We start from the raw sequence: 22,580 nt of genomic DNA on the forward strand, positions 1-22,580 counted from the left end.
CGAAACCACCGCTTCTTTCGATTGATACCGGCCGGTCAGAGGAGCAAGGTTTGTCCAACCGTGCGACGAGGCGCGCGTGCGCATGCCCTCGCGCGGGTAGTCACCTGTCGGGGAACGCGCAGCGAAAGGTCCACTCAAGTGACATCCACGATCAGCCAGTCCCAGACCCAAGCAGAACAGCCGGACGACGGCTTCCGTCCGGGCCTGGAGGGCGTGGTCGCCTTCCGCACCGAGATCGCGGAGCCGGACCGGGACGGCGGCGCACTGCGCTACCGGGGCGTCGACATCGAGGACCTCGCAGGCAAGGCCGGTTTCGGCGATGTCTGGGGGCTGCTCGTCGACGGCCGGTTCGGGCAGGGCCTGCCGCCCGCCGAGGCCTTTCCCATTCCGGTGCACACCGGGGACGTGCGCGTCGACGTGCAGGCGGCGCTGGCCATGCTCGCGCCGATCTGGGGCTACCAGCCGCTGCTCGACATCTCCGACGAGTCGGCCCGCGACCAGCTGGCCAGGGCGTCGGTGATGGCGCTGTCCTACGTGGCGCAGTCGGCGCGCGGCATCGGCGTTCCCGCGGTGCCGCAGTCGCGGGTCGACGAGGCGTCGTCCATCACCGAGCGCTTCATGGTGCGCTGGCGCGGCGAGCCCGACCCCGCGCACGTCAAGGCCGTGGACGCGTACTGGGTCTCCGCGGCCGAGCACGGCCTCAACGCATCCACCTTCACCGCCCGCGTCATCGCCTCCACCGGCGCGGACGTTGCGGCCGCGATGTCCGGGGCGATCGGCGCGATGTCCGGCCCGCTGCACGGCGGCGCGCCCGCGCGCGTACTGCCGATGATCGAGGAGGTCGAGCGGACCGGCGACGCGCGTGCGTACGTGAAGGGCCTGCTCGACCGCAAGGAACGGCTGATGGGCTTCGGCCACCGCGTGTACCGCGCCGAGGACCCGAGGGCCAGGGTGCTGCGCCGCACGTGCCAGGAGCTCGGCGCCGAGCGGTACGAGGTGGCCTCCGCGCTGGAGCAGGCCGCGCTGGCCGAGCTGCGGGAGCGCCGTCCGGACCGGCCGATCGAGACGAACGTCGAGTTCTGGGCGGCGGTGATCCTGGACTTCGCCAAGGTGCCGCCGCACATGATGCCTGCGATGTTCACCTCGGCCCGTACGGCCGGCTGGGCCGCGCACATCCTGGAGCAGAAGCAGACCGGGCGGCTGGTCCGGCCGTCGGCGAAGTACGTCGGCCCCGGCCCGCGCAAGCCCGAGGAGGTCGAGGGCTGGGACCAGGTGCCGCGGCTGTCGTGAGTGCGCACGCGAGTTCTAACTCGCATAGCCACTCACGACACTCACGAGGCGTCGTGGCGCGCGGTCACCTCCAGCATGGCGAGGAGCTGGTCGGCCAGCCAGGCGGCCAGCTCCTCGGGGCCGGAACCGCCCTCCTGCAACCACGTCAGCAGGGTGCCCTCCACGACCGCGGTCCAGCACCGCAGGGTCAGCAGCACCATCGGTGACGGCTCCGCCAGTCCGAGGTCGGTGAGGATCGCCTCCACCGCGCGGTTGCGCACCTCGTCGACGATCGCGTTCGTCTCCGACGTCGCGACCACCGACCCGCTGGAGAGCAGGGCGATGTAGCCCGCGCGGTACTCGCCGGCCACCTCCGCGAACCCGCGCACGGCGGCCCGCAGCCGCTCCGCCCTGGAACCCTCGCGGCGCCGCGCCAGCCGCTCGACCAGCCCGTCGGTGACCGAGCGCAGTGCGGCCACGTGGAGTTCCCGGATGCTCGTGAAGTAGCGGTAGAACAGGGGCCGGGACACGTCGGCGCGGGCGACCACGTCCTCGACCGAGACGTCCTCGGGGGCGCGCGTGCTGAACAGCGCCAGCGCCGCGGCGATCAGGTCCTCCCGCCGCGCCTCGCGCGACATCCGGCGCGGCCTGCGCCCGGTCACCGCGGTCCGAGATCGAGCCGCGCCGCCGCGCGCAGCAGGCCGGGCGTCAGCCGGGACAGCGCCAGCGTCACCTTCGCCTCCGGGGTGGACGGCGCGAGCGCGGTGTCCCGTTCCACCGCGCGCAGGATGTCCCTGGCGACCTTCTCCGGACCGAATCCGCGCCGGGCGTACAGCCTCGTGCTCGCCCGCTGCCTGCGCGCCTGCTCCTCGGCGTCGGTCCCGACGAACCGGGTGCTGCTCGTGATGCCCGTGCGCACCACGCCGGGGCAGATCGCGCTCACCCCGATCTGCCGGCTCGCCAGTTCCGCGCGCAGGCACTCGCTGAGCATCAGCACGGCGGCCTTCGTCGTGGAGTAGGCGGGCAGCGCCTTCGTCGGCAGGTAGGCGGCCATCGACGCCAGGTTGACGATGTGCCCGCCCTCGCCGCGTTCCACCAGTTGCGGGGCGAACGCCCGGCAGCCGTGGATCACGCCCCACAGGTTGACGTCGATGACCCGTTCCCAGTCCGCGACGCCGGTCTCCAGGAACGGACCCGCCACGCCGATACCGGCGTTGTTGACCACGATGTCGGGCACGCCGTGCTCGGCGCGCACCCGCTCGGCGAACTCGTGCACGCGCTCGCCGTCCGCGGAGTCCACTGTGTACTCGGCGGCAGTGGAACCGTTTGCCCGCACCAGTTCCGCCGTCTCCCGAACGGCGTCGGAGGCGATGTCGGTGAGCACCAGGCCGGCCCCCTCCGCGGCGAACGCGAGCGCCGTGGCGCGGCCGATGCCACCGCCCGCACCGGTGACGACGACCAGCCTGCCGGGAAACCGTCCCGGCAGGCGTGGGTTGACCCGGGTGCGGCACAGGCTCCGAGGCTCGGGGGCGCCCTCGACGTGCTCGACGAGCTCGGTCGCGGCGCGCGCGATCCTGGCCGGGTCGCTGCGCGGGATCCAGTGGCTGCCCTGGATGCGGCGCACGCGCAGGTCCGGAACCCAGCGCTCGATCCCCGTCTGCAACGGCGCCGTCACGAACGCGTCGTCCACCGGCGCGAGCACCTGCACCGGCACGTCGGTGTGGCGGCTCGCGGGCCGGGACAGCCGCGGCAGCATGTTGGCACGGTAGAGCTTCAACCCGTGCAGGCCGTCGGACAGCTCGGGCGCGGCCTCGGCGGGGTCGAGCCGCCGGATGGCCTTCTTCAGCAGGCCGCTGCGCCAGGCGAGCTCCGGCACGAGCGGCACCTGGAAGAACGCGATGTAGGTCGAGTGCACGAGCTGGTTCAGCGCGTCGCGCAGCCCGCGGAGGCCGGGCCGCCGCACCCGGTCACGGAACCAGTGCCCCGCGTGGTCCAGGCACGGTCCGGAGATCGAGGTGTACGACGCGACCCTGCCACGCAGCCAGTCGCCGGTGACGGCGTGCCAGGTCTGGATCGCGCCCCAGTCGTGCGCGAGCAGGTGCACCTTTCCGTCCGGCCGGACCTCGGCGATCACCGCGGCCAGGTCCCGCGCGAGCTGATCGAGCCGGTACGCGGCACGGTCCGCAGGCTTGTCCGAGGCGCCCGCGCCGCGCACGTCGTAGGTGACCACGCGGAAGCGGCCGGCCAGCTCGGCGGCGACGCCGTCCCACATCGAGGAGTTGTCGGGATAGCCGTGCACGCACACGACCGTCGGGGCGGATTCCGGCCCGCGCGTCCGCACCGAGAGGCGCACCCCGTCGCCGGCCGTCACCCAGGTATGAGACATCCCGTCATGTTAGACATTCTGTCAACAAGCCGCGCGCGACTGCCGGCAGGCGCGCGTGCGGTGAGCAGGCGGCAGAATAACCGCCATGCTGCCTACCACCGAGTTCGCGCTGCTGCGCCGTATCGCCACGGAGCAGTCGGCGGGCCGGGCGCCGTCGCTGGTCGCCGCGGTCGTGCGCGACGGCGAGATCATCTGGTCCGGCGCGCGCGGGTCCGTCGGCGGCACCGCCCCGGACACCCGCACGCAGTACCGGCTCGGCTCGATCACGAAGTCGCTGGTCGCCGCGGTGGTGCTGCGGCTGCGTGACGAGGGCGTGCTCGACCTGAACGACCCGCTCGACAAGCACGTTCCCGGTACGGCCTTCGGTGCCGCCACGATCGCGCAGCTGCTCGCGCACACCAGCGGGCTGACGTCGGAATCGCCCGGTTCCTGGTGGGAGCGAAGTCAGGGCGCCGACTGGGCCGCGCTCAACGCGACGCTCACCCCGGAGCAGGCCAAGCACCGCGCGGGACGGCGGTTCCACTACTCCAACGTCGGTTACGGGCTGCTCGGTGAGCTGATCGCGCGGTCCCGCGGCGACGGCTGGCTCGCCGCGGTGCGGACGGAGGTCCTGGAACCGCTGGGCATGTCGCGCACGACGGACCGGCCGGACGAGGGGCATGCGCGGGGCTGGGCGGTACACCCGTTCGCCGACGTCGTGCTGCCCGAACCCGCGCCCGACGCGGGTGCGATGGCGCCGGCAGGCCAGCTGTGGTCCTGCGTCGACGACCTCGTGCGCTGGACCGCGTTCGTCGGCGGGCGCACCGGTGAGGTGCTGCATCCGGACACGGTCGCGGAGATGCGCGAGGTCGCGGCCGTCGACGACGGTGACGCCTGGACCACGGGATACGGCCTCGGCCTCCAGCTCGTCCGCTCCGGCGGACGGCGGCTGGCCGGACACACCGGCTCGATGCCGGGCTTCCTCGCGTGCACGATGATCGACCCGGCGACCCAGACCGGCGCGGTCGCGTTCGCCGACACCACGTCGGGGGTGTCCATCCTTTCGCTGGTCCTGGACCTGATCGCGATCGCGGACGAGCAGGAACCGGCGTTGCCGCGGGAGTGGCGGCCCGCGAGGACGGACCCGGCCCTGCTCGAGCTGACGGGCCTCTGGCACTGGGGTCCGGCACCGTTCCACCTGCGCGTACTGCCGAACGGATGGCTGAACCTGGCACCCGCGGACGGCCCTGGCCGTGCGTCCCGGTTCCGCCCGCTCGGCGACGACCGGTGGCTCGGCCTCGACGGCTACTACGCGGGCGAGACCCTCACCGTAGGGCGCACCGCCGAGGGCACACCGCGGCACCTCGAACTGGCGACATTCGTGTTCACCCGCACCCCGTACGACCCGTCGGCGCCGATTCCCGGCGGAGTCGACGAAACGGGCTGGCAGGGGTGACCCACGCCATTCACCGACTCGGAAGTGCGTGACAGACTGCGAGGCATGACCGAAGCCGCTGAGTTGACCCTGCCCGCCGAGCTCAAGCCCGCCGACGGTCGGTTCGGCTGCGGGCCGTCCAAGGTCCGCCCCGAGCAGATCGCGAACCTGGCCAAGGAGGGCGGGAACCTCCTCGGCACCTCCCACCGCCAGAAGCCGGTGAAGTCGCTCGTCGGCCGGGTGCGGGCGGGGCTGGCCGAGCTGTTCGGCCTGCCCGACGGCTACGAGGTGGTGCTCGGCAACGGTGGCACCACGGCGTTCTGGGACGCGGCGGCGTTCGGCCTCGTGCGCGAGCGCGCGCAGCACTTCACCTACGGCGAGTTCTCGTCGAAGTTCGCGACCGTCACCGACAAGGCCCCCTTCCTCGCCGACTCGATCGTCGTCAAGGGCGAGCCGGGCAGCGCACCGGAGATCACCTACTCGCCCGGCGCGGACCTCGTCGCATGGGCGCACAACGAGACGTCCACCGGCGTCGCGGTGCCGGTACACAGGCCCGCGGGCAGCGAGAACGCGCTCGTGGCGATCGACGCCACGTCGGGCGCGGGCGGCCTGCCGGTCACGGCCGAGGACTTCGACGTCTACTACTTCGCGCCGCAGAAGTCGTTCGCCTCGGACGGCGGGCTGTGGCTGGCCCTGATGTCGCCCGCCGCGATCGAGCGCGTCGGCGAGCTGGGCTCGGGCGAGCGCTGGGTACCGGAGTTCCTTTCGCTGACGACGGCGCTGGACAACTCGCGCAAGGATCAGACGTACAACACCCCCGCCGTCGCGACGCTGTTCATGCTGGCCGACCAGATCGAGTGGATGCTCGGCAACGGCGGCCTCGACTGGAGCACGGCGCGGACCAGGGAATCGTCGACCCGGCTGTACGAGTGGGCGGAGAAAACGAGCTACACCTCGCCGTTCGTGACCGACCCCGCACTGCGGTCGCAGGTGGTCGGCACCGTGGACTTCGCCGACGACGTCGACGCCACCGCGGTGGCGAAGACCTTGCGCGCCAACGGGATCGTGGACGTCGAGCCTTACCGCAAGCTGGGCCGCAACCAGCTCCGCGTCGGCATGTTCCCGGCCATCGACCCGGACGACATCACCGCGCTCACCCGCAGCATCGAATGGGTCGTCGAGAACCTCCCCAAGTAACCCGCCCTTCCCGAAAAATTCCCCTTATCGAGGGGTGGGGTGCCCGGCGCGTCCCGCACGCGCGGCCGGTACGCGTGCACCAAGATCAATAATGGATACGCGAAAGCTCGGCGCGCCTCGCCCGTCAAGGCGACGCGCCGTTCTACCGTAGGCACCCACAAAGGTGAAGTTCGGGGAGGCGGTAATGCGAGCGTTGCGGGTAGTCGGGCTGCACGAGGACGGTAAGTCCATCGTGTGCGAAGACCCGGCGACCCGCGAGCGCTTCCTGCTTCCCGCCGACGAGCGCCTGCGCGCGGCCGCCCGTGGTGATGCCACCCGCCTCGGCCAGATCGAGATCGAGCTGGAGAGCCAGATGCGCCCACGAGAGATCCAGACCCGCATTCGTGCCGGTGAGACCGTCGAGCAGGTCGCCGCGGCGGCCGGCGTCCCGATGGCCCGCGTCGAGCGGTTCGCCTATCCGGTGCTGCTGGAGCGTTCCCGCACGGCCGAGGTCGCCCAGCAGGCTCACCCGGTCCGGGAGGACGGGCCGGACGTGCAGACGCTCGGCGAGATCGTGGCCTACTCGTTCGGCGTCCGCGGCCAGGACTACTCGAAGGCGAGGTGGGACTCCTGGCGCGGCGACGACGGCAAGTGGATCGTCGGGCTGCGCTGGCAGGCCGGCCGCTCCGACAACCGCGCGCGCTGGGCGTTCTCCCCCGGCGCCCACGGCGGCACCGTGACGGCGCTCGACGAGCATGCCGAGGCGCTGCTCGATCCCAACTCCTACCGCACACCGCGGGCCGTGGAGCACACGACACCGGTGGCCCCGGAAGCGGAGCAGACGACACTCGACTACTCCGCCGAGGAGCCCGGGAGCAACGTCATCGAGGCACCGATCCGGGAGCCGCGCGAGGACGACACGACCGAACTCCCCAGGGTGCCGGGCGACGACCAGGTACCGCCGGAGGAGCAGTCCGCCCGCCCGGCCAAGACGAAGAAGAAGGGCCACCCCGCCGTCCCGGCCTGGGAGGACGTCCTGCTCGGCGTCCGGTCCCAGCGCGGCGGCTGAGCCCGGGCCCCGCACGTGGAAGAGGCCCCCTCCGGCAACTCGCGGAGGGGGCCTCTTCCATGTGCGCGCTAGTTCTTCGGGTTCGTCCAGCGCACGCGCGGCAGCATCTTGTCGAGCTCCACGCGGTGCTTGTTCTCCTCGACGATCGGGAACATCGACTCGATGAGGGTGTCGGACAGCAGGTGCGGCTGCAGGCCGAGCTCCACCAGCCCCGTGTGTTTCACGTTGTAGTAGTGCTCGGGCAGCTCGACCCGCGGGTTCTCCAGGTGTTCGATCTGCACCGGGCCGGGGAAGCGCTCGGCGACCAGGTCCGCCAGGTGCTTGACCGAGAAGCTCTCGGTCATCTGGTTGAACACCCGGAACTCACCGCGGTCGGCCGGGTTCTCCACCGCCAGCCGGATGCACTCCACGGTGTCGCGGATGTCCAGCATGCCCCGGGTCTGGCCACCGGTGCCGTAGACCGTGAGCGGCTGGCCGAGCACCGCCTGGATGACGAAGCGGTTCAGCACCGTGCCGAACACGGCGTCGTAGTCGAACCGCGTCGCCAGGCGCGGGTCCAGCGCCGTCTGCGGCGTCTGCTGGCCGTACACGATTCCCTGGTTGAGGTCGGTCGCCCGCAGCCCCCAGATCCGGCAGGCGAACTCCATGTTGTGCGAGTCGTGCACCTTGCTGAGGTGGTAGAACGACCCCGGCTTCTTCGGGTAGAGCATCCGGTCCTTGCGGCCGTTGTGCTCGACCTCCAGCCAGCCCTCCTCGATGTCGATGTTGGGCGTGCCGTACTCGCCCATCGTCCCGAGCTTGACCAGGTGGATCTCCGGGTTGGTCTCCTGGATGCCGTACAGCAGGTTCAGCGTGCCGATCACGTTGTTCTGCTGGGTGTACACGGCGTGCTGGCGGTCGATCATCGAGTACGGCGCGGCACGCTGCTCGGCGAAATGCACGACGGCGTCCGGCCGGAACTCCCGCAGCGTGGCGTAGACGAAATCGGCGTCGAGCAGGTCGCCGACGTAAGTCTGGAGCTTCTTGCCGGAGACTTCCTCCCACGCGGCGGCACGGGTTTCGAAGTCTTCGATCGCGACAAGGCTCTGAACGCCCAGTTCCTCGTCGTACTTTCTGCGGGCGAAATTGTCGAGCACGGCAGTCTCATGCCCTTTGTCCGAAAGGTGTAGCGCTGTCGGCCACCCTAGATAACCATCACCACCGAGAACGAGGACTCGCACGAGTTGACTGCCTCCAGTTCGAATAAATGCCGGCGTGCCGACGGGTAGAATAAGGGACCCACCAACGGAGTCACACAGGTGGGCCGTTTGTACTTAACGGAGTCGATCGTCGACGGCGTGTCACTTCACTGACCGGAACGAGGACGCGGATGCGCCTCTCGAGATCATGGCGTGCACAATGGCGAATGTGACCACGGGTAGCAGTATCACATCGCACGAGCCCGCGAAACACCCGCGCGGGTTCGTCCGCCTGCTCCGGGCTGCCACCAGCTCCATGCTGGCCACGGTCATCAGCCAGCTGACCCTGATCGGCATCCTGTGGTGGGACGGCACCAGCGCCACGGTCGCGAGCGCGATCGCCTTCGTCGCGGGCGCGGTGCCCAACTACTTCGTGGCCCGCAGCTGGGCCTGGGGCCGCCGCGGCAGGCCCGACTTCCGCTCGGAGCTGCTGCCCTACCTCGCTGTCATCGTGACCGGCGGGCTCACCGCCGTCGGCCTGACCACGCTCGCCAGCTGGCTGATCGAGCCGCTCAACGTCCCGCACGTCGCACGCGTCGTGCTGCTCGACGCAGCCTTCGTCAGCAGCTACGCGCTGGTCTTCCTCATGAAGTTCGCGCTGCTCGACCGGCTCGTGTTCGCCGGCGCAGTACGTACTCCCGCAGCCACGTCCCGGTCATGACCCGGGCGTAGTTCGCGCCGTAGCGCAGGCTGCGGCCCTTCTTGCTCGCGCCGTTGTTCCGCAACCGCATGCTCAGCGGCACCTCCAGCACCCGCGCGCCGCGCGCCAGCACGCCCAGCAGCAGTTCCGAGGACTGGTACTGCGGCTCGCGCAGGGTCACCGAGGTCGCGAGGTCGGCGCCCATGGCGCGGAAACCGAACGACGTGTCGGTGATCCGCTGCCGGGTGAGGACCGTGGCCAGCGCGGCGAACACACGCACGCCGAGCCACCGGATCCTGCTGTCGGCCTGCTCGCTGCCCAGCCTGCGGGAGCCGGTGACGAAGTCGGCCGAGGAGTCCAGCAGCGGCTTCACCAGCAGCGGCAGCTCTCCGTTGTCGTACTGACCGTCGGCGTCGGTGGTGACGATGTAGCGCGCTCCGGACTCGGCCGCCAGATGGTAGCCCAGCCGCAGCGCCGCACCCTGGCCGCGGTTGCGCGGGGCCACGCAGACGTACGCGCCGCCCTGCTCGGCGATCGCGGCCGTGTCGTCGGTGGCGCCGTCGACCACCACCAGCACGGAGACGGGCAGGCCACCGCAGTCGCCGGGCATGTCGCGCAGCACCTGCCCGATGCCCTTCGCCTCGTTGTAGGCGGCGATGACCACGGTCAGCGGCGCCAGCGGGAGATCGCCGTAGCGGCTGCGGAAGTCGGTCATCGCGGCGGCGTCGGTGTCATCGGGGAAGTCGGCCAGCTTCTCGCGCCGCGGAGCCGGTGCAGGCGACTTGCCCCGGCCGAGCAGGGCGGTCAGGCCGATCGCCCCACCGATCGGCAGCAACACGAGAGCGGGCAACTGGTACCTCCAGGAGAATTCGAACGACGCCGCGCCGAACAGCAGGATGAGCCCGGTCGCGGTGGGCAGGAGAGTGGCGGAGCGCAGGCCGGAGCGCCGGGCGTGGCCGATCCCGGCCGCACCGGCGAGTCCGAGCAGCCCGGCGAGCGCGAGCAGCGGCCCCGGCAGGTAGCCGCCCCCGAGCTGGTACGTACGCAGGAAGGCGGCCAGGTCCTCGTTGACGCTCGTGGACTCGCCGTCGAAGAACTCAGCGGTGTCGTCCGCCAGCATCCGGCCGCCGTCCGGCAGCGAGCCGGAGAAGAGCGGGTAGTCGGTCTGGAAGTGCCAGCGGTCGGCAGGCACGTCGTTGGGCGCGGTCGTCTTGACCGGCCCGAAGTTCTTGACGAAGTCGCGCAGCACGGCGCCCGCCACGTCGAGCGGCTGATGCAGCAGGACCGTCCGGGCGAACTCGTTGGCGAGCGCGCCCTTGTCCGCGCCCGGCGGTAGCGGGCCGGGCCAGCCCGCCTTGCCGAAGACGCCGTGGGTGTAGTGGTCGACGCCGAGCCGCTCGCCGAGCGGCTCCTCGGGGCAGAACAGGCGCAGGGTCTCGTCCAGCGGCAGCTGGGAGCAGTCCGCGACGACCGCCGTCCGGCCGTACAGGACATGGGAGGACGCCCCGGTGAGCTTCCACTCCCCGGCGGCCACCCGGTAGTACCCGGCGTAGGAGACGAGCACGATCACGAGACCGAGGACACCGGCCGTGCCCCGGGTGGCGATGCGTTTCCAGCCCGCCCGGGTGCGCCAGGCCCCACCGGCCACGATCAGGTACAGCACCAGCGGCAGGACCGCCGTGATCCCTATGGTGCGCGTGATCACGGCCGCGCCCAGCAGCAGCCCGGCGACACCGGCGCGCCACCAGTTCGGCTCGCCCCTGGCCAGGAGCACCCACAGCATCCCGACCAGCAGGGCCTGGAACCAGATCTCCGACATGATGTTGGTCTCGATCTGGAGCTGGTAACCGTCGAGCAGCACGACGGCTGCGACGAGGGCGGCCAGCCAGTGCCGGACCCCGTGCCGCAACGCGAGCGCGTACAGCGCGACCGCCAGCGCGACGCCGACCGCGTGCTGGACGGCCTCGACGAACGCGAGACCGCCGAACTCCAGCAGGAACTTCAGCACGAAGGTGTACCCGAGCGGGTCCAGCCCGTCGGGCCGCAGGTCCTCGATGTTGAACAGGTAGCGGTAGGAGTCGATGTAGAGCAGCGCGGGCTGGTAGGCCAGCCACGCCAGTACGCGCAAAGTCACACCGGCCGCGAGGAAGACGAGCAGCAGCCAGTGTCGGCGAAGAAAAGCGGTCACTCGGGCACTTTCTGCCGGTCGTTCTCGACGAAGTAGCGCCAGACCCCGGCCAGCCCCTCGGTCAGCTCGACCTGCGGGCGGTAACCGATCGTCCGGGCGCTGCGGGAGAGATCGACGACCACGGCCGGCATCTCCCCCTCCGGCGCCGCGACGTGCTCGACGGGAAGCGGGCTGCCGGTGACGGCCCTGACCGCGTCGATCATCTCCAGCACCGACACCGAGCGTCCCGAGCCGACGATCGCTCGGCCGGTGTACTCGGCGTCCCAGGCGAGCAGGATGCCGCGCACGACGTCGTCGAGGTTGACGAGGTCCCGGCGCTGCCTTCCGTCGCCGTAAACCCGCACGCCGGTGCCGGACAGCGCCGCCCGCATGAGCCGCGGCACGAAACTGTCCTTATGGGACATACCGGGCCCGTAGACGTTGGTGAAGCGCAGCGCGCACGCCGCCATGCCGTAGGCGCCCGCGTAGCCGGAGAGCAGCATCTCGCAGGCTGCCTTCGTCGCGCCGTACGGCGTGAGTGGCTTCAGCGGCAGGTCCTCGGTGATGGTGGAGCCGCCGACATCGCCGACCACGGCGTTGGTCGAAGCGAGGATGAATCGCGGCACCCCGCGGGTCCGCGCCAGCTCCAGCAGCTCGTGGGTGATGGCGACGTTCTCCGCGTAGGTGGTCGCGGGCATCTCGACCGAGCGGAGCACCGAGGTGACCGCGGCCAGGTGCACGATGCCCGCCGTGCCCGGCCGCACGGCGGCGTCCCGGATGTGGGCGTCGGCCAGGTCGCCCTGGATACCGATGATGCCGTCGTCGTCCACGGTGAGTGGCTCGCGGTCGACGACGGTGACCAGAGCACCTCTGCGCCGGAACTCGCCGACGACGGCGCGGCCGATGAAGCCGCAGCCACCGGTGACGACTACGTGTGGGGCATCCGGACGAGTCGGCGATACCATGCCCGTCAACCTACCCCGGCGGCCCCGTGGCCCTCGCCAGCAGGGGGCCGGGCGCCGATCAGGGCAGGTCAGCGACGAGCCGCCGGGGAGCGACGACGCGGTAGGCGTCGGTGACGATCTCGGCGATCTCGGTCCAGTCCGGTGTCACGTCGAGCCACACGCCCAGCCAGCCCCGATGGCCGACGTACGGCGGCCGGAAGAAGCGGTCCGGCTCCTGCGCGACCAGTTCCTCCTGCACCCCCGGTGGCGCCGCGCACCAGAACGCCAGCCGGTCGTCGTGATGATGATCGGCGTACATCACGAAGAGCTTCCTGTCCCGCACGAACCAGGCCGGCTCACCGTGACTGAGCCGCTCGGCCGTCTCGGGCAGGCCGAGGCAGATGGCGCGCAGCCGCGGCAGCGGGTCGGCGGTCATGGCTCATTCTCCCCCGCCGGAGTCGCGACGGGCGAGGAGAATTCCGCGTTTCGCCTCCACCCGCGCGCACATCCGATTACAGTTCTGCCGTCCGAGCCGGTCATCCCGGACGAGATCGGCGGCGCGTGGAAGAGCGAGCATGTCAGAACTGATCAGCGGCCCCTCCTCGGCCTCGGCACCACACGTCCGCATCGACCTGCCTCCCGGGTTCACCGGGCAGCCGGTCGTGGGCAGCCCCGAGGGCGAGGACTCGGTACGGCTGTTCGGCAGGTTCGCCGTCGGAGGCGACGCCCCTGAGCCGGCCACCTTCTCGCTTGCGGTCGTGGAGCTGACCCGGCCCGGCGCCGCGCCGGTCGCGCACCTGACGCGCGACCGCGGGCTCGTCGCCGAGGCACTGCGCGCCCAGTACCAGCAGCACAGGCCGGAGGCGGACACCCGCGTCATCGACCTGACGATCGGCCCGGCGCTCGCGGCGGTGACCGCCGCCGAGTACCGGCTGCCACCCGAGATGAGCGGTCACTCCCGGGAGGTCGTCCGGCCGGTCTTCCGGATCGAGGTGCAGATTCCGGCGCCCGACGGCAGGCACCTGGTCGTCGTCGACGTCACCACCGAGAGCGAGGCGGACTGGCCCGCGGTCGCCGAGGAGACCGTGCGCATCGCCAACAGCATCCGCGTCGAGCCTCGTGAGTGAGCAGACGAGTTAGAACGCTGTTACGCACTCACGACCGTTACGCAGTCACGATCACCAGTACGCCGATCCATGCGACGGCGACCCCGGCCGCCGCGCCCAGGACGACCCAGCGCAGGATCGGCAGCCTGCGCGCGAGCCAGAGCGACGGCGCCAGTCCCGCCGTGACCACCGCGATCGCGGCGAGCGCGACCCACCGGGCCGTCTCCTGGGCGAGCGTGTCGGCCAGCGCGAGCATCGCGACCACGACGACCGCGCCGATGAACGCGGCGACGGTCAGCCCCGTACCCCACGGTGTGGGTGTGTCCGTGCGTGGCTCGGCGCCGAACAGCCGGCTGGCCGGCGACCGGCGCGGCGGCCGGGTGGGCGGCTGCACCTCCACCGACGTCCCCTTCACGGGGTCGCGGTAGCTGACCGGCAGTCCCAGGACCGCGGCCACCCTGACGGCCAGTTGCCTGCCGCGCCGCGACACCATCGAAGCGGCCTCCGCCGTCGTGGCGTCCCCGGTGCGGCGGACCGCGGCGGCGACCCTGGCCCACTCGTGCAGGGCGTCCGCCAGATCGGTGCCCAGTGCGATGTCGTGCGGGTCGGCCTCCCTGCCGTTCTCCCCACCGGCCAGCACCGCCCGCTCGTCCCGGACCCGCAGCTCCACACGTGTGCCCCGCTCCGCGTGGCCCAAGCTATCCACGTCCCCCCATCTCGTAGAACGCCACGGCCGCGGCGGTGGCGACGTTCAGCGAATCCACGTCGCCCGCCATCGGGATCCGGACGGCGACGTCCGCGGCCGCGAGCGCCGGCTCGGACAGCCCGTGCCCCTCAGACCCGAGCAGCAGGGCAACCCGGTCACCCGCCTTCCCCGAGAGCCGGCGCAGGTCGGCCGCGTCCGGCCGCGGCGTCAGGGCCGCGACCCGGAATCCTGCCGCACGCAGCGACCGGAGTCCCGAGGGCCACGGCTCCAGCGGCGCGAACGGCACTCGCAGGACGTGTCCCATGGAAACTCGCACACTGCGCCGGTACAGCGGGTCGGAACAGCCCGGACCGAGCAGCACACCGCCGACACCGAGTGCGGCGGCGTTGCGGAACAGCGCGCCGAGGTTCTCGTGGTCCCCGACGCCCTCCAGGACGGCGACCACGCGAGCGGTGGCCAGCACCTGTTCCAGGGTCGGCCGGGGCACCCGGTCGGCGACCGCGAGCACCCCGCGGTTGAGGTTGAAGCCGACCACCCGCGCCATCACGTCGGCCGAGGTGACATAGGCCGGGGCGGCGCAGCCTTCGAGGTCGTCCGCCAGTTCGGTGATCCGGCGCTCCACCCCGAGTAGCGCGCGGACCGGATACGGCGACGCGAGCAGCCTGCGCACCACCACCGTGCCTTCCGCGATGACGAAACCCCGCCCACCGGGCCGGTCGGGGCGCCGGTCGGCCACGGTGAGATCGCGGAAGTCGTCGAGCCGCTCGTCGGCGGCGTCGGCGACGGGGATCAGTGGAGCCACCCGGAAAGTCTGCCATCCGCCAGTCGCCACGTGTCCGTGCGCCGAACGAGGGTAATCACATACTGCGAACGGCGGACGCATGCGGACAGTGAGGCGGAGGTGACTGACAGCACCAGTTTGGCCGCTAGCCCGGGCCCCCGGCATGTGCCACCGTTTCCGCCGGGCAGATCAACGCCAAGGCGTTCGGGGAGCCGTGGCCGAGGAGAAACAGGGATGCGCCATGGGCAAGGACGTGTCGCCGGACGCCTTCAGGCCACAGGACCGTGGGCGGTACCGCCGCAAGGTGCAGCGCTGCCTCGACACGCTCGCCCGCATGCTCTCGGACGGCAGCTTCTCGTTTCCGCGTAAGCACATCGGCCTGGAAGTCGAGCTGAACCTCGTGGACGGCGGCATGCGGCCCTCGATGTCCAACGCCGCCGTGCTCGACGCGCTCGGCAACTCCTCGTTCACCACCGAACTCAGCCAGCACAACATGGAGCTGAACGTGCCGCCCCGCCCGCTGGACGGCGACTCCGCGCTGCAACTCGAGGACGATCTGCGGTCCTATCTCGACGCCGCCGGGGACAAAGCGGAGGAAACGGGCGTCCTGCTCGCCATGATCGGCATCCTGCCGACGCTGAGCCACGAGCACTTCGACCAGAAGTGGCTCACCAACAACTCGCGCTACGCGCTGCTCAACGACCAGATCTTCGCCGCGAGAGGCGAGCAGACGGTGCTGTCGCTGGAAGGCGTCGGGCTGTCCGGGCAGCGGCCCGAACGGTTGCGCGCGCACGCCGAGTCGATCCTGCCGGAGGCGGCCTGCACCTCGGTCCAGCTGCACCTGCAGGTGGCGCCCGAGGAGTTCGCCGCGCACTGGAACGCCGCCCAGTGCCTGGCCGGGGTACAGGTGGCCCTCGGCTCGAACTCGCCGTTCCTGCTCGGCAAGGCGCTGTGGCACGAGACGCGCATACCGCTGTTCCTCCAGGCCACGGACACGCGGCCGGAGGAGCTGAAGAACCAGGGCGTGCGGCCGCGGGTGTGGTTCGGCGAACGCTGGATCACCTCGATCTTCGACCTGTTCGAGGAGAACGTCCGCTACTTCCCCGGCCTGCTGCCGGAGACCGACGACGAGGACCCGGTGGAGGCGCTGGAGTCCGGGCAGGTGCCGAAGCTGTCCGAGCTCCGGCTGCACAACGGCACCGTATGGCGCTGGAACCGGCCGGTGTACGACGTGGTGGACGGCAAGCCGCACCTCCGGGTGGAGAACCGGGTGCTGCCCGCAGGCCCCACCGTCCTCGACATGATGGCCAACGCGGCGTTCTTCTACGGCGCGCAGCGGGCGCTTGCCGAGCAGGAACGTCCGGTATGGACGCAGATGTCCTTCCAGGCGGCCGAGGAGAACCTGTACGCCGGTGCGCGCAACGGGTTCGACGCCCAGCTCTACTGGCCGGGCATCGGCTGGATCCCGCCGGACGAACTGGTGCTGCGCGTCCTGCTCCCGCTGGCGCACGAGGGGCTGCGGAACTCCGATGTCTCGGACACGGCGGCCCAGCGCTACCTCGGGGTGATCGAGCAGCGCTGCCTCACGCGGCGCACCGGCAGCTCCTGGCAGCGGGAGGTGGTCGGCCTGGCGCAGGCGCGGGGCATGGACCGGGACTCCGCGCTCGCGGCCATGCTGGCGCGCTACCTCGAGCTGTCGAAAGCGGGCGAGCCGGTGCACGCCTGGGCGGTAACCTGAGGCGCACGCCCGGGAGGTACGCCATGCCCAAGATCATCGGTGGCTCGCTGAACGAGCATCGCGCGCGGGTCAGGGCCAGGGTCTTCGACGCGCTGCGCAGGCAGCTCTACGAGCGCGGCTTCGAGGCGGTCACGCTCGCGAGCGTGGCGGCGGAGGCCGACGTGGGCCGTACCGCGATCTACAACCACTTCCCGGACAAGGAACACTTGCTGGTCGCCTTCGTCGAGCAGGAGGCGGCTCACTACGTCGACCGGCTGAACGAGGCGCTCGCGGCTGCCGGTGACCCGGTCGAGCGCCTCGCCACGTTCGTCCGACTCCAGCTGCACGCGCTGGCGGGCTACCACCTTCCGCCGGGCGGCACGCTCGCGTCGGCGCTCGCGCCGTCGACGTACCGGCGGGTCGCCGCGCACGCCGACCCGATCACCGAGCGGCTGCGGGAGATCCTGGCCGAGGGGATGCGCACCGGGCGGCTGCCGGAGCAGGACCCGGACATCGTCGTTCCGATGATCTCGGGGGCCCTTGCCGCCCGGCAGGTCGTCGACGTGCCGCCAGAGCGCCTCGGGCAGGCGATCGACTCCGCCGTTCGGTTCGTACTGTGCGCGGTCGGAGCAAAAACCGCCGATACCGGTCGATGAGGGTCGCCTCACCACAGGATTTCCCCTACGCTCTTTCTGACACGATGTCATATCGAGGAGGGCGTGATGGCCACACCGTCGGGCGTGATCGGGTCGTTCGCCGAGACCCTGCGTGAGTCCACCCGGGAGGTGCACGACCGCGCGCACCACTCCCGGTACATGAACGCCCTGCTCGACGGCGCGCTCACGCTCGACGGCTACACGCTGCTGGCGGCGCAGTACTTCTTCATCTACCGCACGCTCGAACAGGCGAGCGACGCGATGGCCGGGGATCCGGTCGGCGGGCCGTTCGTGATCGACGAGCTGCGCCGGATGCCCGCGCTGGCCGAGGACCTCGCCTTCCTCGCCGGACCGGACTGGGAGTCGGCCATCCGGCCGGCACCGGCCACCGAGCGGTACGTGGAGCGGCTGCGTGCCGTCGCCTTCGACTGGCCCGGCGGGTACGTGGCGCACCACTACACGCGCTACCTCGGCGACCTCGCGGGCGGCCAGGTGGTGCGGTCGCTGCTCAACCGCACCTACGGCGTCACCGGAGCGGGGGCGCGGTTCTACGACTTCGGCCGTGTCGGCAGCCCTTCGGCGTTCCGCAAGCGCTACCGGGCCCTGCTGGACGGTGCGGGCTGGGACCCCACGGAGCGCGAGCGCATCGTGGCCGAGACGCTGCTCGCGTTCGAGCTCAACATCGCGGTGCTCGCCGACCTCGCGGAGACCGTCGAGGAGTTTCGCGCGGCCTGAGCTGTGGTAGTCGTAACACCGCCTTGACCTCCACTTAGGTCGAACAAGCAAGGTCAACTCACGGCGACCCGGTTCGCCCGCCGCCACGCCTGCTACTAGGTTTGGCAGCGCAACGAACTTATGTCACAGGAGAAGGAGGGCCAATGCCCACGTACGAGCTCCCTGACCTCGACTACGACTACGGCGCCCTCGAGCCGCACATCTCGGGTGAGATCAACGAGCTGCACCACAGCAAGCACCACCAGACCTACGTCAACGGCGCCAACCAGACGCTGGAGAAGCTGGCCGCGGCGCGGGACGCCAACGACTTCGGCTCGATCGTGGGCCTGGAGACCACGCTGGCGTTCAACCTCGCCGGCCACGCCAACCACGTCGTGTGGTGGAAGATCCTCTCGCCGAACGGAGGCGACAAGCCGACCGGCGAGCTGGCGTCCGCGATCGACGACTCGTTCGGCTCCTTCGACAAGTTCAAGGCGCAGTTCACCGCGGTCTGCACCACGATCCAGGGCAACGGCTGGGGCGCGCTGTCCTGGGACCCGATCGGCAAGACGCTGATCACGCAGCAGCTGCGGGACCACCACAACAACATGGTCCTGCCGACCACGCCGATCCTGCTGGTCGACGTCTGGGAGCACGCGTTCTACCTGCAGTACAAGAACGTGAAGCCGGACTACATCAACGCCCTGTGGAACGTCTTCGACTGGGCCGAGATCGGCAAGCGCTTCGAGGACGCCAAGGCCGGCCGCAACGGCCTGCTCCTGCCCTGACGACCCAGCACATGAACGAGGCCCCGATCCGGAGTTTCCGGATCGGGGCCTCGTCCGTTCCCGAACTGACTGCCGCTCCCACCACGAAGCGGACGTTGATGAGGTTAGCCTAACCTCATCCCCGGCGCAACCTCGTGAGTGCGCACGCGAGCTAGAACGCCGGTTGCCGCTCACGACGGCGGAGCAGCACCAGCGCGCACACGGCGGCCGCGAGGATCGACACCGCGCCGCCGACGTAGAACGGCGAGCGCCCGCCGAACACGTCCGCCAGCCAGCCGGTCAGCGGCCCGCCGACCGGGTTGCCGCCGATCAGCACGAGCACGTACAGGCCCATCACCCGCCCGCGCATCTCCGGGCTCACCGACGTCTGCACCAGCGCGTTGGCCGTGTTCAGGAACGTCATCGTGGCGAAGCCGAGCGGCACGAGCGCGATACCGAAGGCGAGGTAGGTCGGCATGAAGGCGGCGCCGAGCTCGATGGCCCCCAGCGCGAGCGCCGACCCCAGCAGCAGCCGCAGCCGGGGCCGCCCCCGCGTGCCGCGCCGCGCGGCCATCAGCGCGCCGGTGAACGTCCCCACCGCGAGCAGCGTGGAGAGCAGGCCGTAGCCGTCGGCGCGGGTGCCGAACACCTTCCCCGCGACGATCGCGAGCGAGGTGAAGAACGTGATCCCGAACGTGCTGACGAAGAGCACCAGCGCGAGGACGGTCATCAGGTCGGCGCGTCCGCGCACGTACCGCAGGCCCTCACGGAGCTGGCCCTTCGTCCTGGCCACCTTGGGCCCGCGGAACAGCTCACCGGGCCGCATCATGGCCAGCCCGGCGAGCACGGCCAGCGTGCTGGCGCCGTTGGCGAGGAACAGCCAGCCGGTGCCGACGGCGGTGATCGCGAAACCGGCGATCGCGGGGCCCACGATCCGGGCCATGTTGAAGATCGACGAGTTGAGCGCGACGGCGTTCGGGATCTGTGAACGGCCCACCATCTCCCCGACGAACGACTGCCTGGTGGGCACTTCCAGCGCGGACAACGTGCCGAGCACGACACAGAGCAGGTAGACCTGCCACAGCGTGACGATGCCGAGCACGTCGAGCACACCGAGCGTGACGGCCTGCAGCAACGTGCCCGTCTGGATGGCGATCAGCAGCTTGCGCTTGTCCACCCGGTCGGCGAGCACACCCGCCCAGAGGGAGAGCAGCAGTGTGGGCGTGAACTGCAGGGCCACCGCGACGCCGAGCGCCACCGGGTTGAACCCGCTCAGCGTGAAGACCAGCCAGTCCTGCGCGATGCGCTGCATCCAGGTGCCGATGTTGGAGATCACCTGGCCGGAGAAGAACAGCCGGTAGTTGCGCACCCGCAGCGAGGCGAACGTGGCCCAGCGGGAGCGTGGCCGGGACGGATCGGCGGGAGCCGGTTGCGGGGTAGCGGGCAACGTCAGTGGACTTCGCGCTTCGCTTCCCTGCACACTCACGCCGTGTGGTCGCCTCCCGCCATCCGGTCGATGATGTCGGCGGCCCTGCAGAGCACGGCACGTTCCTCCGCGCTCAGTTCCGCCAGCCGTTCGTCCAGCCATGCCTCGCGCGCCGAGATCGTGGCGTGCACGTAGTCGAGCCCCGCGTCCGTGATCGTCACGATGGCCTGCCTGCCATCGGTGGGATGCGGGGTGCGCCCGACGTAGCCGATCTCCTCGAGCGCGGCGATGACCCGCGTCATCGACGGTGGCTGCACGCCCTCCTTGGCCGCCAGCCGCCCCGGCGTCATCGCACCGCACTTGTGCAGCGTGGACAGTGCGGACACCTGGGTCAGCGACAGGTCCTGGCTGGTTCGCTGTGCCCGGAGTCTGCGGTTAAGCCGCACCACGGCGAGCCGTAACCGGCTCGCCAAGGCTCTGTCTCCCGTAGACCCAGACACATCCTTAGCATACCTTACGATCTTGCCCGACCCGCAACGATGGTGAGGCAGACAACCCAGGCGGGTGGTCGTGAGTGCCTACGCGAGTTAGAACTCGCGTAGGCACTCACGAGCCGAAGACGGTCTGCAGCGGGCCGATCACGAAGTACACGGCGAACGCCGCCGCGATGATCCACATCAGCGGGTGCACCCGGCGGGCCCTCCCGGTGGCCGCCTGGATCAGCACGTAGCTCACGAACCCGACGCCGATGCCGTTGGCGATCGAGTACGTGAAGGGCATGACCACGATCGTCAGGAACGACGGCAGCGCGATCGAGAAGTCGTGGAAGTCGATCTCGGTGATCTGCCGGATCATCAGCGCCCCGACCACGACGAGCGCGGGCGCCGCGGCCTCGATCGGTACCACCTCGTACAGCGGCGTGAAGAACATCGCGGCGATGAACAGCAACCCGGTGACCACGTTCGCCAGGCCGGTGCGCGCGCCCTCGGCGATGCCGGAGGCCGACTCGATGTAGACGGTGTTCGAGCTCGCCGACGAGGCGCCGCCTGCCACCGCGCCGAGGGAGTCGACGAACAGCGTCCTGCCCACGTTCGGCAGGTTTCCGTCCTTGTCGGCCAGCCCGGCCTCCTTACCGAGCCCGGTCATCGTGCCGATCGTGTCGAAGAAGTCGGTGAGCACCAGGGTGAACACGAACAGCGCCGCGGTGATCGCAGGCACCTGCGCCCACGCGTCGAACGAAACCTGGCCCACCAGCGAAAGGTCCGGCAGCCCGAAGAAGTCGTCGGGCGGTCCCGGGTAGCCGAGGTTCCAGCCCCTCGGGTTCGTCCCACCCGAGGGACCCACGTTCACGATGGCCTCGACCACGATCGAGAGCACCGTGCCGGCCAGCACGCCGATCAGGATCGCGCCCTTGACGTTCTTGGCCACCAGGATGCCCATGATGATCAGCCCGGCCACGAACACCGCGGTCGGCCACGAGGCGATCGAGCCGCCGATGCCGAGCTCGACCGGCACGGTCGTCCCCGCGGCGTCCGGCACCCGGCGCACGAACCCGGCGTCGACCAGGCCGATCAGGCTGATGAACAACCCGATGCCGACCGCGATACCGGCCTTGAGCTGGGGCGGCACGGCGTTGAAGACCATCGTCCGTACGCCGGTCACCACGAGCAGCAGCACCACCAGCCCGTTGACCAGCACGAGTCCCATCGCGGCAGGCCACGTCATCTGCGGGGCGATGTTGACCGCCACCAGCGCATTGATGCCCAGACCCGCGGCCAGCGCGAACGGGTAGTTGGCGATGATGCCCATCGCGATGGTCATCACGCCGGCCACGAGCGCGGTCACCGCCGCGACCTGGGGCACCGGCAGGATGGCGCCGACGGCGTCGGTCTTCGCGCCGGGCCCCTCGGCCGAGAAGCTGCCGAGGATGAGCGGGTTCAGCACGACGATGTAGGCCATCGTCACGAACGTGACCAGGCCGCCACGTACTTCCCTGCCCGGTGTCGAACCGCGCTCGCTGATCTTGAAGAAGCGGTCGAGCCTCGACCGCGCGGACTTCTCGTCCACGGCCGTCTCTGCCATCGTCACCTGCCTCGAGTCGGATAGGGCAGCGGTAGCCTTCCCCACGTGACCGAACCGAGCAACTCCCGCGGCGTTCCGGGGCGGCTCCGTCCCCCGCCGGACCTGCCGAAGTCGCTGGTCGACCTGTGGCCGGTCGTGATCGTCGGCACATCGCTGTGGTTCATCGCGTTCGTGGTCCTGCTGCTCGCGGGCGTCGACGGCCTGTGGCGGTGGACGACGCTGGGCGGCGGTGGGCTCGGTTTCGTCGGTATGGCGATCATGGCGTGGCAGCGCGCCGCCTCCCGGCGGGGCTCACGCGGGGCGCAACGCGGGCTGTAGCGCC

General features: G+C 70.7%; 22 protein-coding genes. 11 read left to right on the plus strand and 11 right to left on the minus strand.

The features are described 5' to 3' along the window. The first annotated feature begins 138 nt into the window (after nt 1-138). Nucleotides 139-1,290 (plus strand): citrate synthase 2, encoded by a 1,152-nt coding sequence (locus tag JAP66_RS09755; RefSeq protein WP_199431318.1) that lies wholly within the window; start codon nt 139-141, stop codon nt 1,288-1,290. Nucleotides 1,291-1,331: 41 nt separating this feature from the next. On the opposite strand, the gene JAP66_RS09760 is transcribed toward JAP66_RS09755, so the two are convergent. Both JAP66_RS09760 and JAP66_RS09765 read right to left on the minus strand, forming a co-directional pair. Continuing rightward, on the minus strand, nt 1,332-1,907 hold the full coding sequence (locus JAP66_RS09760; RefSeq protein ID WP_199431609.1) for a TetR/AcrR family transcriptional regulator: 576 nt from the start codon (nt 1,905-1,907) through the stop codon (nt 1,332-1,334). A gap of 20 nt (nt 1,908-1,927) precedes the next feature. Further along, a complete protein-coding gene (locus tag JAP66_RS09765) occupies nt 1,928-3,655 on the minus strand; it encodes an SDR family oxidoreductase (RefSeq protein WP_210769938.1) in 1,728 nt (575 codons plus the stop codon). A gap of 85 nt (nt 3,656-3,740) precedes the next feature. On the opposite strand from JAP66_RS09765, the gene JAP66_RS09770 reads away from it, so the two are divergent. The 3 genes from JAP66_RS09770 (at nt 3,741) to sepH (ending at nt 7,314) form a co-directional block, all read left to right on the plus strand. After that, on the plus strand, nt 3,741-5,090 hold the full coding sequence (locus JAP66_RS09770; protein ID WP_199431319.1) for a serine hydrolase domain-containing protein: 1,350 nt from the start codon (nt 3,741-3,743) through the stop codon (nt 5,088-5,090). A gap of 45 nt (nt 5,091-5,135) precedes the next feature. After that, nucleotides 5,136-6,266 carry a phosphoserine transaminase gene (gene serC, locus JAP66_RS09775; protein ID WP_199431320.1) on the plus strand — a complete coding sequence of 377 codons (1,131 nt, stop codon included), beginning with the start codon at nt 5,136-5,138 and terminating at the stop codon, nt 6,264-6,266. 184 nt (nt 6,267-6,450) lie between these two features. Further along, on the plus strand, nt 6,451-7,314 hold the full coding sequence (gene sepH, locus JAP66_RS09780; protein WP_199431321.1) for a septation protein SepH: 864 nt from the start codon (nt 6,451-6,453) through the stop codon (nt 7,312-7,314). A 68-nt stretch (nt 7,315-7,382) separates the two neighbouring features. Here sepH and JAP66_RS09785 read toward each other — a convergent pair whose 3' ends face one another. After that, on the minus strand, nt 7,383-8,534 hold the full coding sequence (locus tag JAP66_RS09785; protein ID WP_199431322.1) for an NAD-dependent epimerase/dehydratase family protein: 1,152 nt from the start codon (nt 8,532-8,534) through the stop codon (nt 7,383-7,385). A gap of 178 nt (nt 8,535-8,712) precedes the next feature. Here JAP66_RS09785 and JAP66_RS09790 point away from each other — a divergent pair, with 178 nt between their 5' ends. Next, nucleotides 8,713-9,213 (plus strand): GtrA family protein, encoded by a 501-nt coding sequence (locus JAP66_RS09790; protein WP_372448953.1) that lies wholly within the window; start codon nt 8,713-8,715, stop codon nt 9,211-9,213. On the opposite strand, the gene JAP66_RS09795 is transcribed toward JAP66_RS09790, so the two are convergent. From JAP66_RS09795 to JAP66_RS09805, 3 genes are read right to left on the minus strand one after another with little or no spacing between them, the layout of a single operon-like run. Next, the gene (locus tag JAP66_RS09795; RefSeq protein ID WP_199431324.1) at nt 9,137-11,380 is read right to left on the minus strand and encodes a glycosyltransferase family 2 protein; all 2,244 of its coding nucleotides are present in this window, start codon (nt 11,378-11,380) and stop codon (nt 9,137-9,139) included. The genes JAP66_RS09790 and JAP66_RS09795 overlap by 77 nt on opposite strands. After that, nucleotides 11,377-12,324: an NAD-dependent epimerase/dehydratase family protein gene (locus JAP66_RS09800; protein ID WP_199431325.1), complete on the minus strand. Its 948-nt coding sequence runs from the start codon at nt 12,322-12,324 to the stop codon at nt 11,377-11,379. Before JAP66_RS09800 ends, JAP66_RS09795 begins: the two co-directional genes overlap by 4 nt. Before the next feature lie 58 nt (nt 12,325-12,382). Beyond that, nucleotides 12,383-12,739 carry an MmcQ/YjbR family DNA-binding protein gene (locus tag JAP66_RS09805; protein ID WP_199431326.1) on the minus strand — a complete coding sequence of 119 codons (357 nt, stop codon included), beginning with the start codon at nt 12,737-12,739 and terminating at the stop codon, nt 12,383-12,385. A 139-nt stretch (nt 12,740-12,878) separates the two neighbouring features. On the opposite strand from JAP66_RS09805, the gene JAP66_RS09810 reads away from it, so the two are divergent. Beyond that, nucleotides 12,879-13,430, plus strand: coding sequence for a hypothetical protein (locus JAP66_RS09810; RefSeq protein ID WP_199431327.1), 552 nt, complete (start codon nt 12,879-12,881; stop codon nt 13,428-13,430). A 37-nt stretch (nt 13,431-13,467) separates the two neighbouring features. Here the strand turns inward: JAP66_RS09810 and JAP66_RS09815 are convergent, their stop codons facing one another. Together JAP66_RS09815 and JAP66_RS09820 are read right to left on the minus strand one after the other, a co-directional pair. Continuing rightward, a complete protein-coding gene (locus JAP66_RS09815) occupies nt 13,468-14,079 on the minus strand; it encodes a DUF2537 domain-containing protein (protein WP_199431611.1) in 612 nt (203 codons plus the stop codon). Between the two features lie 28 nt (nt 14,080-14,107). Beyond that, nucleotides 14,108-14,917: a TrmH family RNA methyltransferase gene (locus JAP66_RS09820; protein ID WP_199431328.1), complete on the minus strand. Its 810-nt coding sequence runs from the start codon at nt 14,915-14,917 to the stop codon at nt 14,108-14,110. Nucleotides 14,918-15,137: 220 nt separating this feature from the next. Between JAP66_RS09820 and JAP66_RS09825 the strand changes: the two genes are divergently transcribed. The 4 genes from JAP66_RS09825 to JAP66_RS09840 all read left to right on the plus strand — a co-directional run bounded on the left by JAP66_RS09825 (nt 15,138) and on the right by JAP66_RS09840 (nt 18,771). Continuing rightward, nucleotides 15,138-16,634 carry a glutamate-cysteine ligase family protein gene (locus JAP66_RS09825; RefSeq protein ID WP_199431329.1) on the plus strand — a complete coding sequence of 499 codons (1,497 nt, stop codon included), beginning with the start codon at nt 15,138-15,140 and terminating at the stop codon, nt 16,632-16,634. 23 nt (nt 16,635-16,657) lie between these two features. Beyond that, on the plus strand, nt 16,658-17,269 hold the full coding sequence (locus JAP66_RS09830) for a TetR/AcrR family transcriptional regulator (protein WP_199431330.1): 612 nt from the start codon (nt 16,658-16,660) through the stop codon (nt 17,267-17,269). Nucleotides 17,270-17,335: 66 nt separating this feature from the next. Then, nucleotides 17,336-18,004, plus strand: coding sequence for a biliverdin-producing heme oxygenase (locus JAP66_RS09835; RefSeq protein ID WP_199431331.1), 669 nt, complete (start codon nt 17,336-17,338; stop codon nt 18,002-18,004). 143 nt (nt 18,005-18,147) lie between these two features. Next, nucleotides 18,148-18,771, plus strand: a complete 624-nt coding sequence (locus tag JAP66_RS09840) for a superoxide dismutase (protein WP_199431332.1) — start codon at nt 18,148-18,150, stop codon at nt 18,769-18,771. Nucleotides 18,772-18,922: 151 nt separating this feature from the next. Here JAP66_RS09840 and JAP66_RS09845 read toward each other — a convergent pair whose 3' ends face one another. The 3 genes from JAP66_RS09845 to JAP66_RS09855 form a co-directional block, all read right to left on the minus strand. Then, nucleotides 18,923-20,236, minus strand: coding sequence for an MFS transporter (locus JAP66_RS09845; protein WP_199431333.1), 1,314 nt, complete (start codon nt 20,234-20,236; stop codon nt 18,923-18,925). Further along, on the minus strand, nt 20,233-20,676 hold the full coding sequence (locus JAP66_RS09850) for a MarR family winged helix-turn-helix transcriptional regulator (RefSeq protein ID WP_199431334.1): 444 nt from the start codon (nt 20,674-20,676) through the stop codon (nt 20,233-20,235). The genes JAP66_RS09845 and JAP66_RS09850 overlap by 4 nt, the downstream gene beginning before the upstream one ends. Nucleotides 20,677-20,782: 106 nt before the next feature. Then, nucleotides 20,783-22,258, minus strand: coding sequence for an NCS2 family permease (locus JAP66_RS09855; RefSeq protein ID WP_199431335.1), 1,476 nt, complete (start codon nt 22,256-22,258; stop codon nt 20,783-20,785). 45 nt (nt 22,259-22,303) lie between these two features. Here JAP66_RS09855 and JAP66_RS09860 point away from each other — a divergent pair, with 45 nt between their 5' ends. Continuing rightward, a complete protein-coding gene (locus JAP66_RS09860) occupies nt 22,304-22,576 on the plus strand; it encodes a DUF2530 domain-containing protein (RefSeq protein WP_199431336.1) in 273 nt (90 codons plus the stop codon). Nucleotides 22,577-22,580: the final 4 nt, after the last annotated feature.

Source organism: Qaidamihabitans albus (genome assembly GCF_016464705.1).
In the GTDB taxonomy this organism is placed as follows: Bacteria; Actinomycetota; Actinomycetes; order Mycobacteriales; family Pseudonocardiaceae; genus Qaidamihabitans; species Qaidamihabitans albus.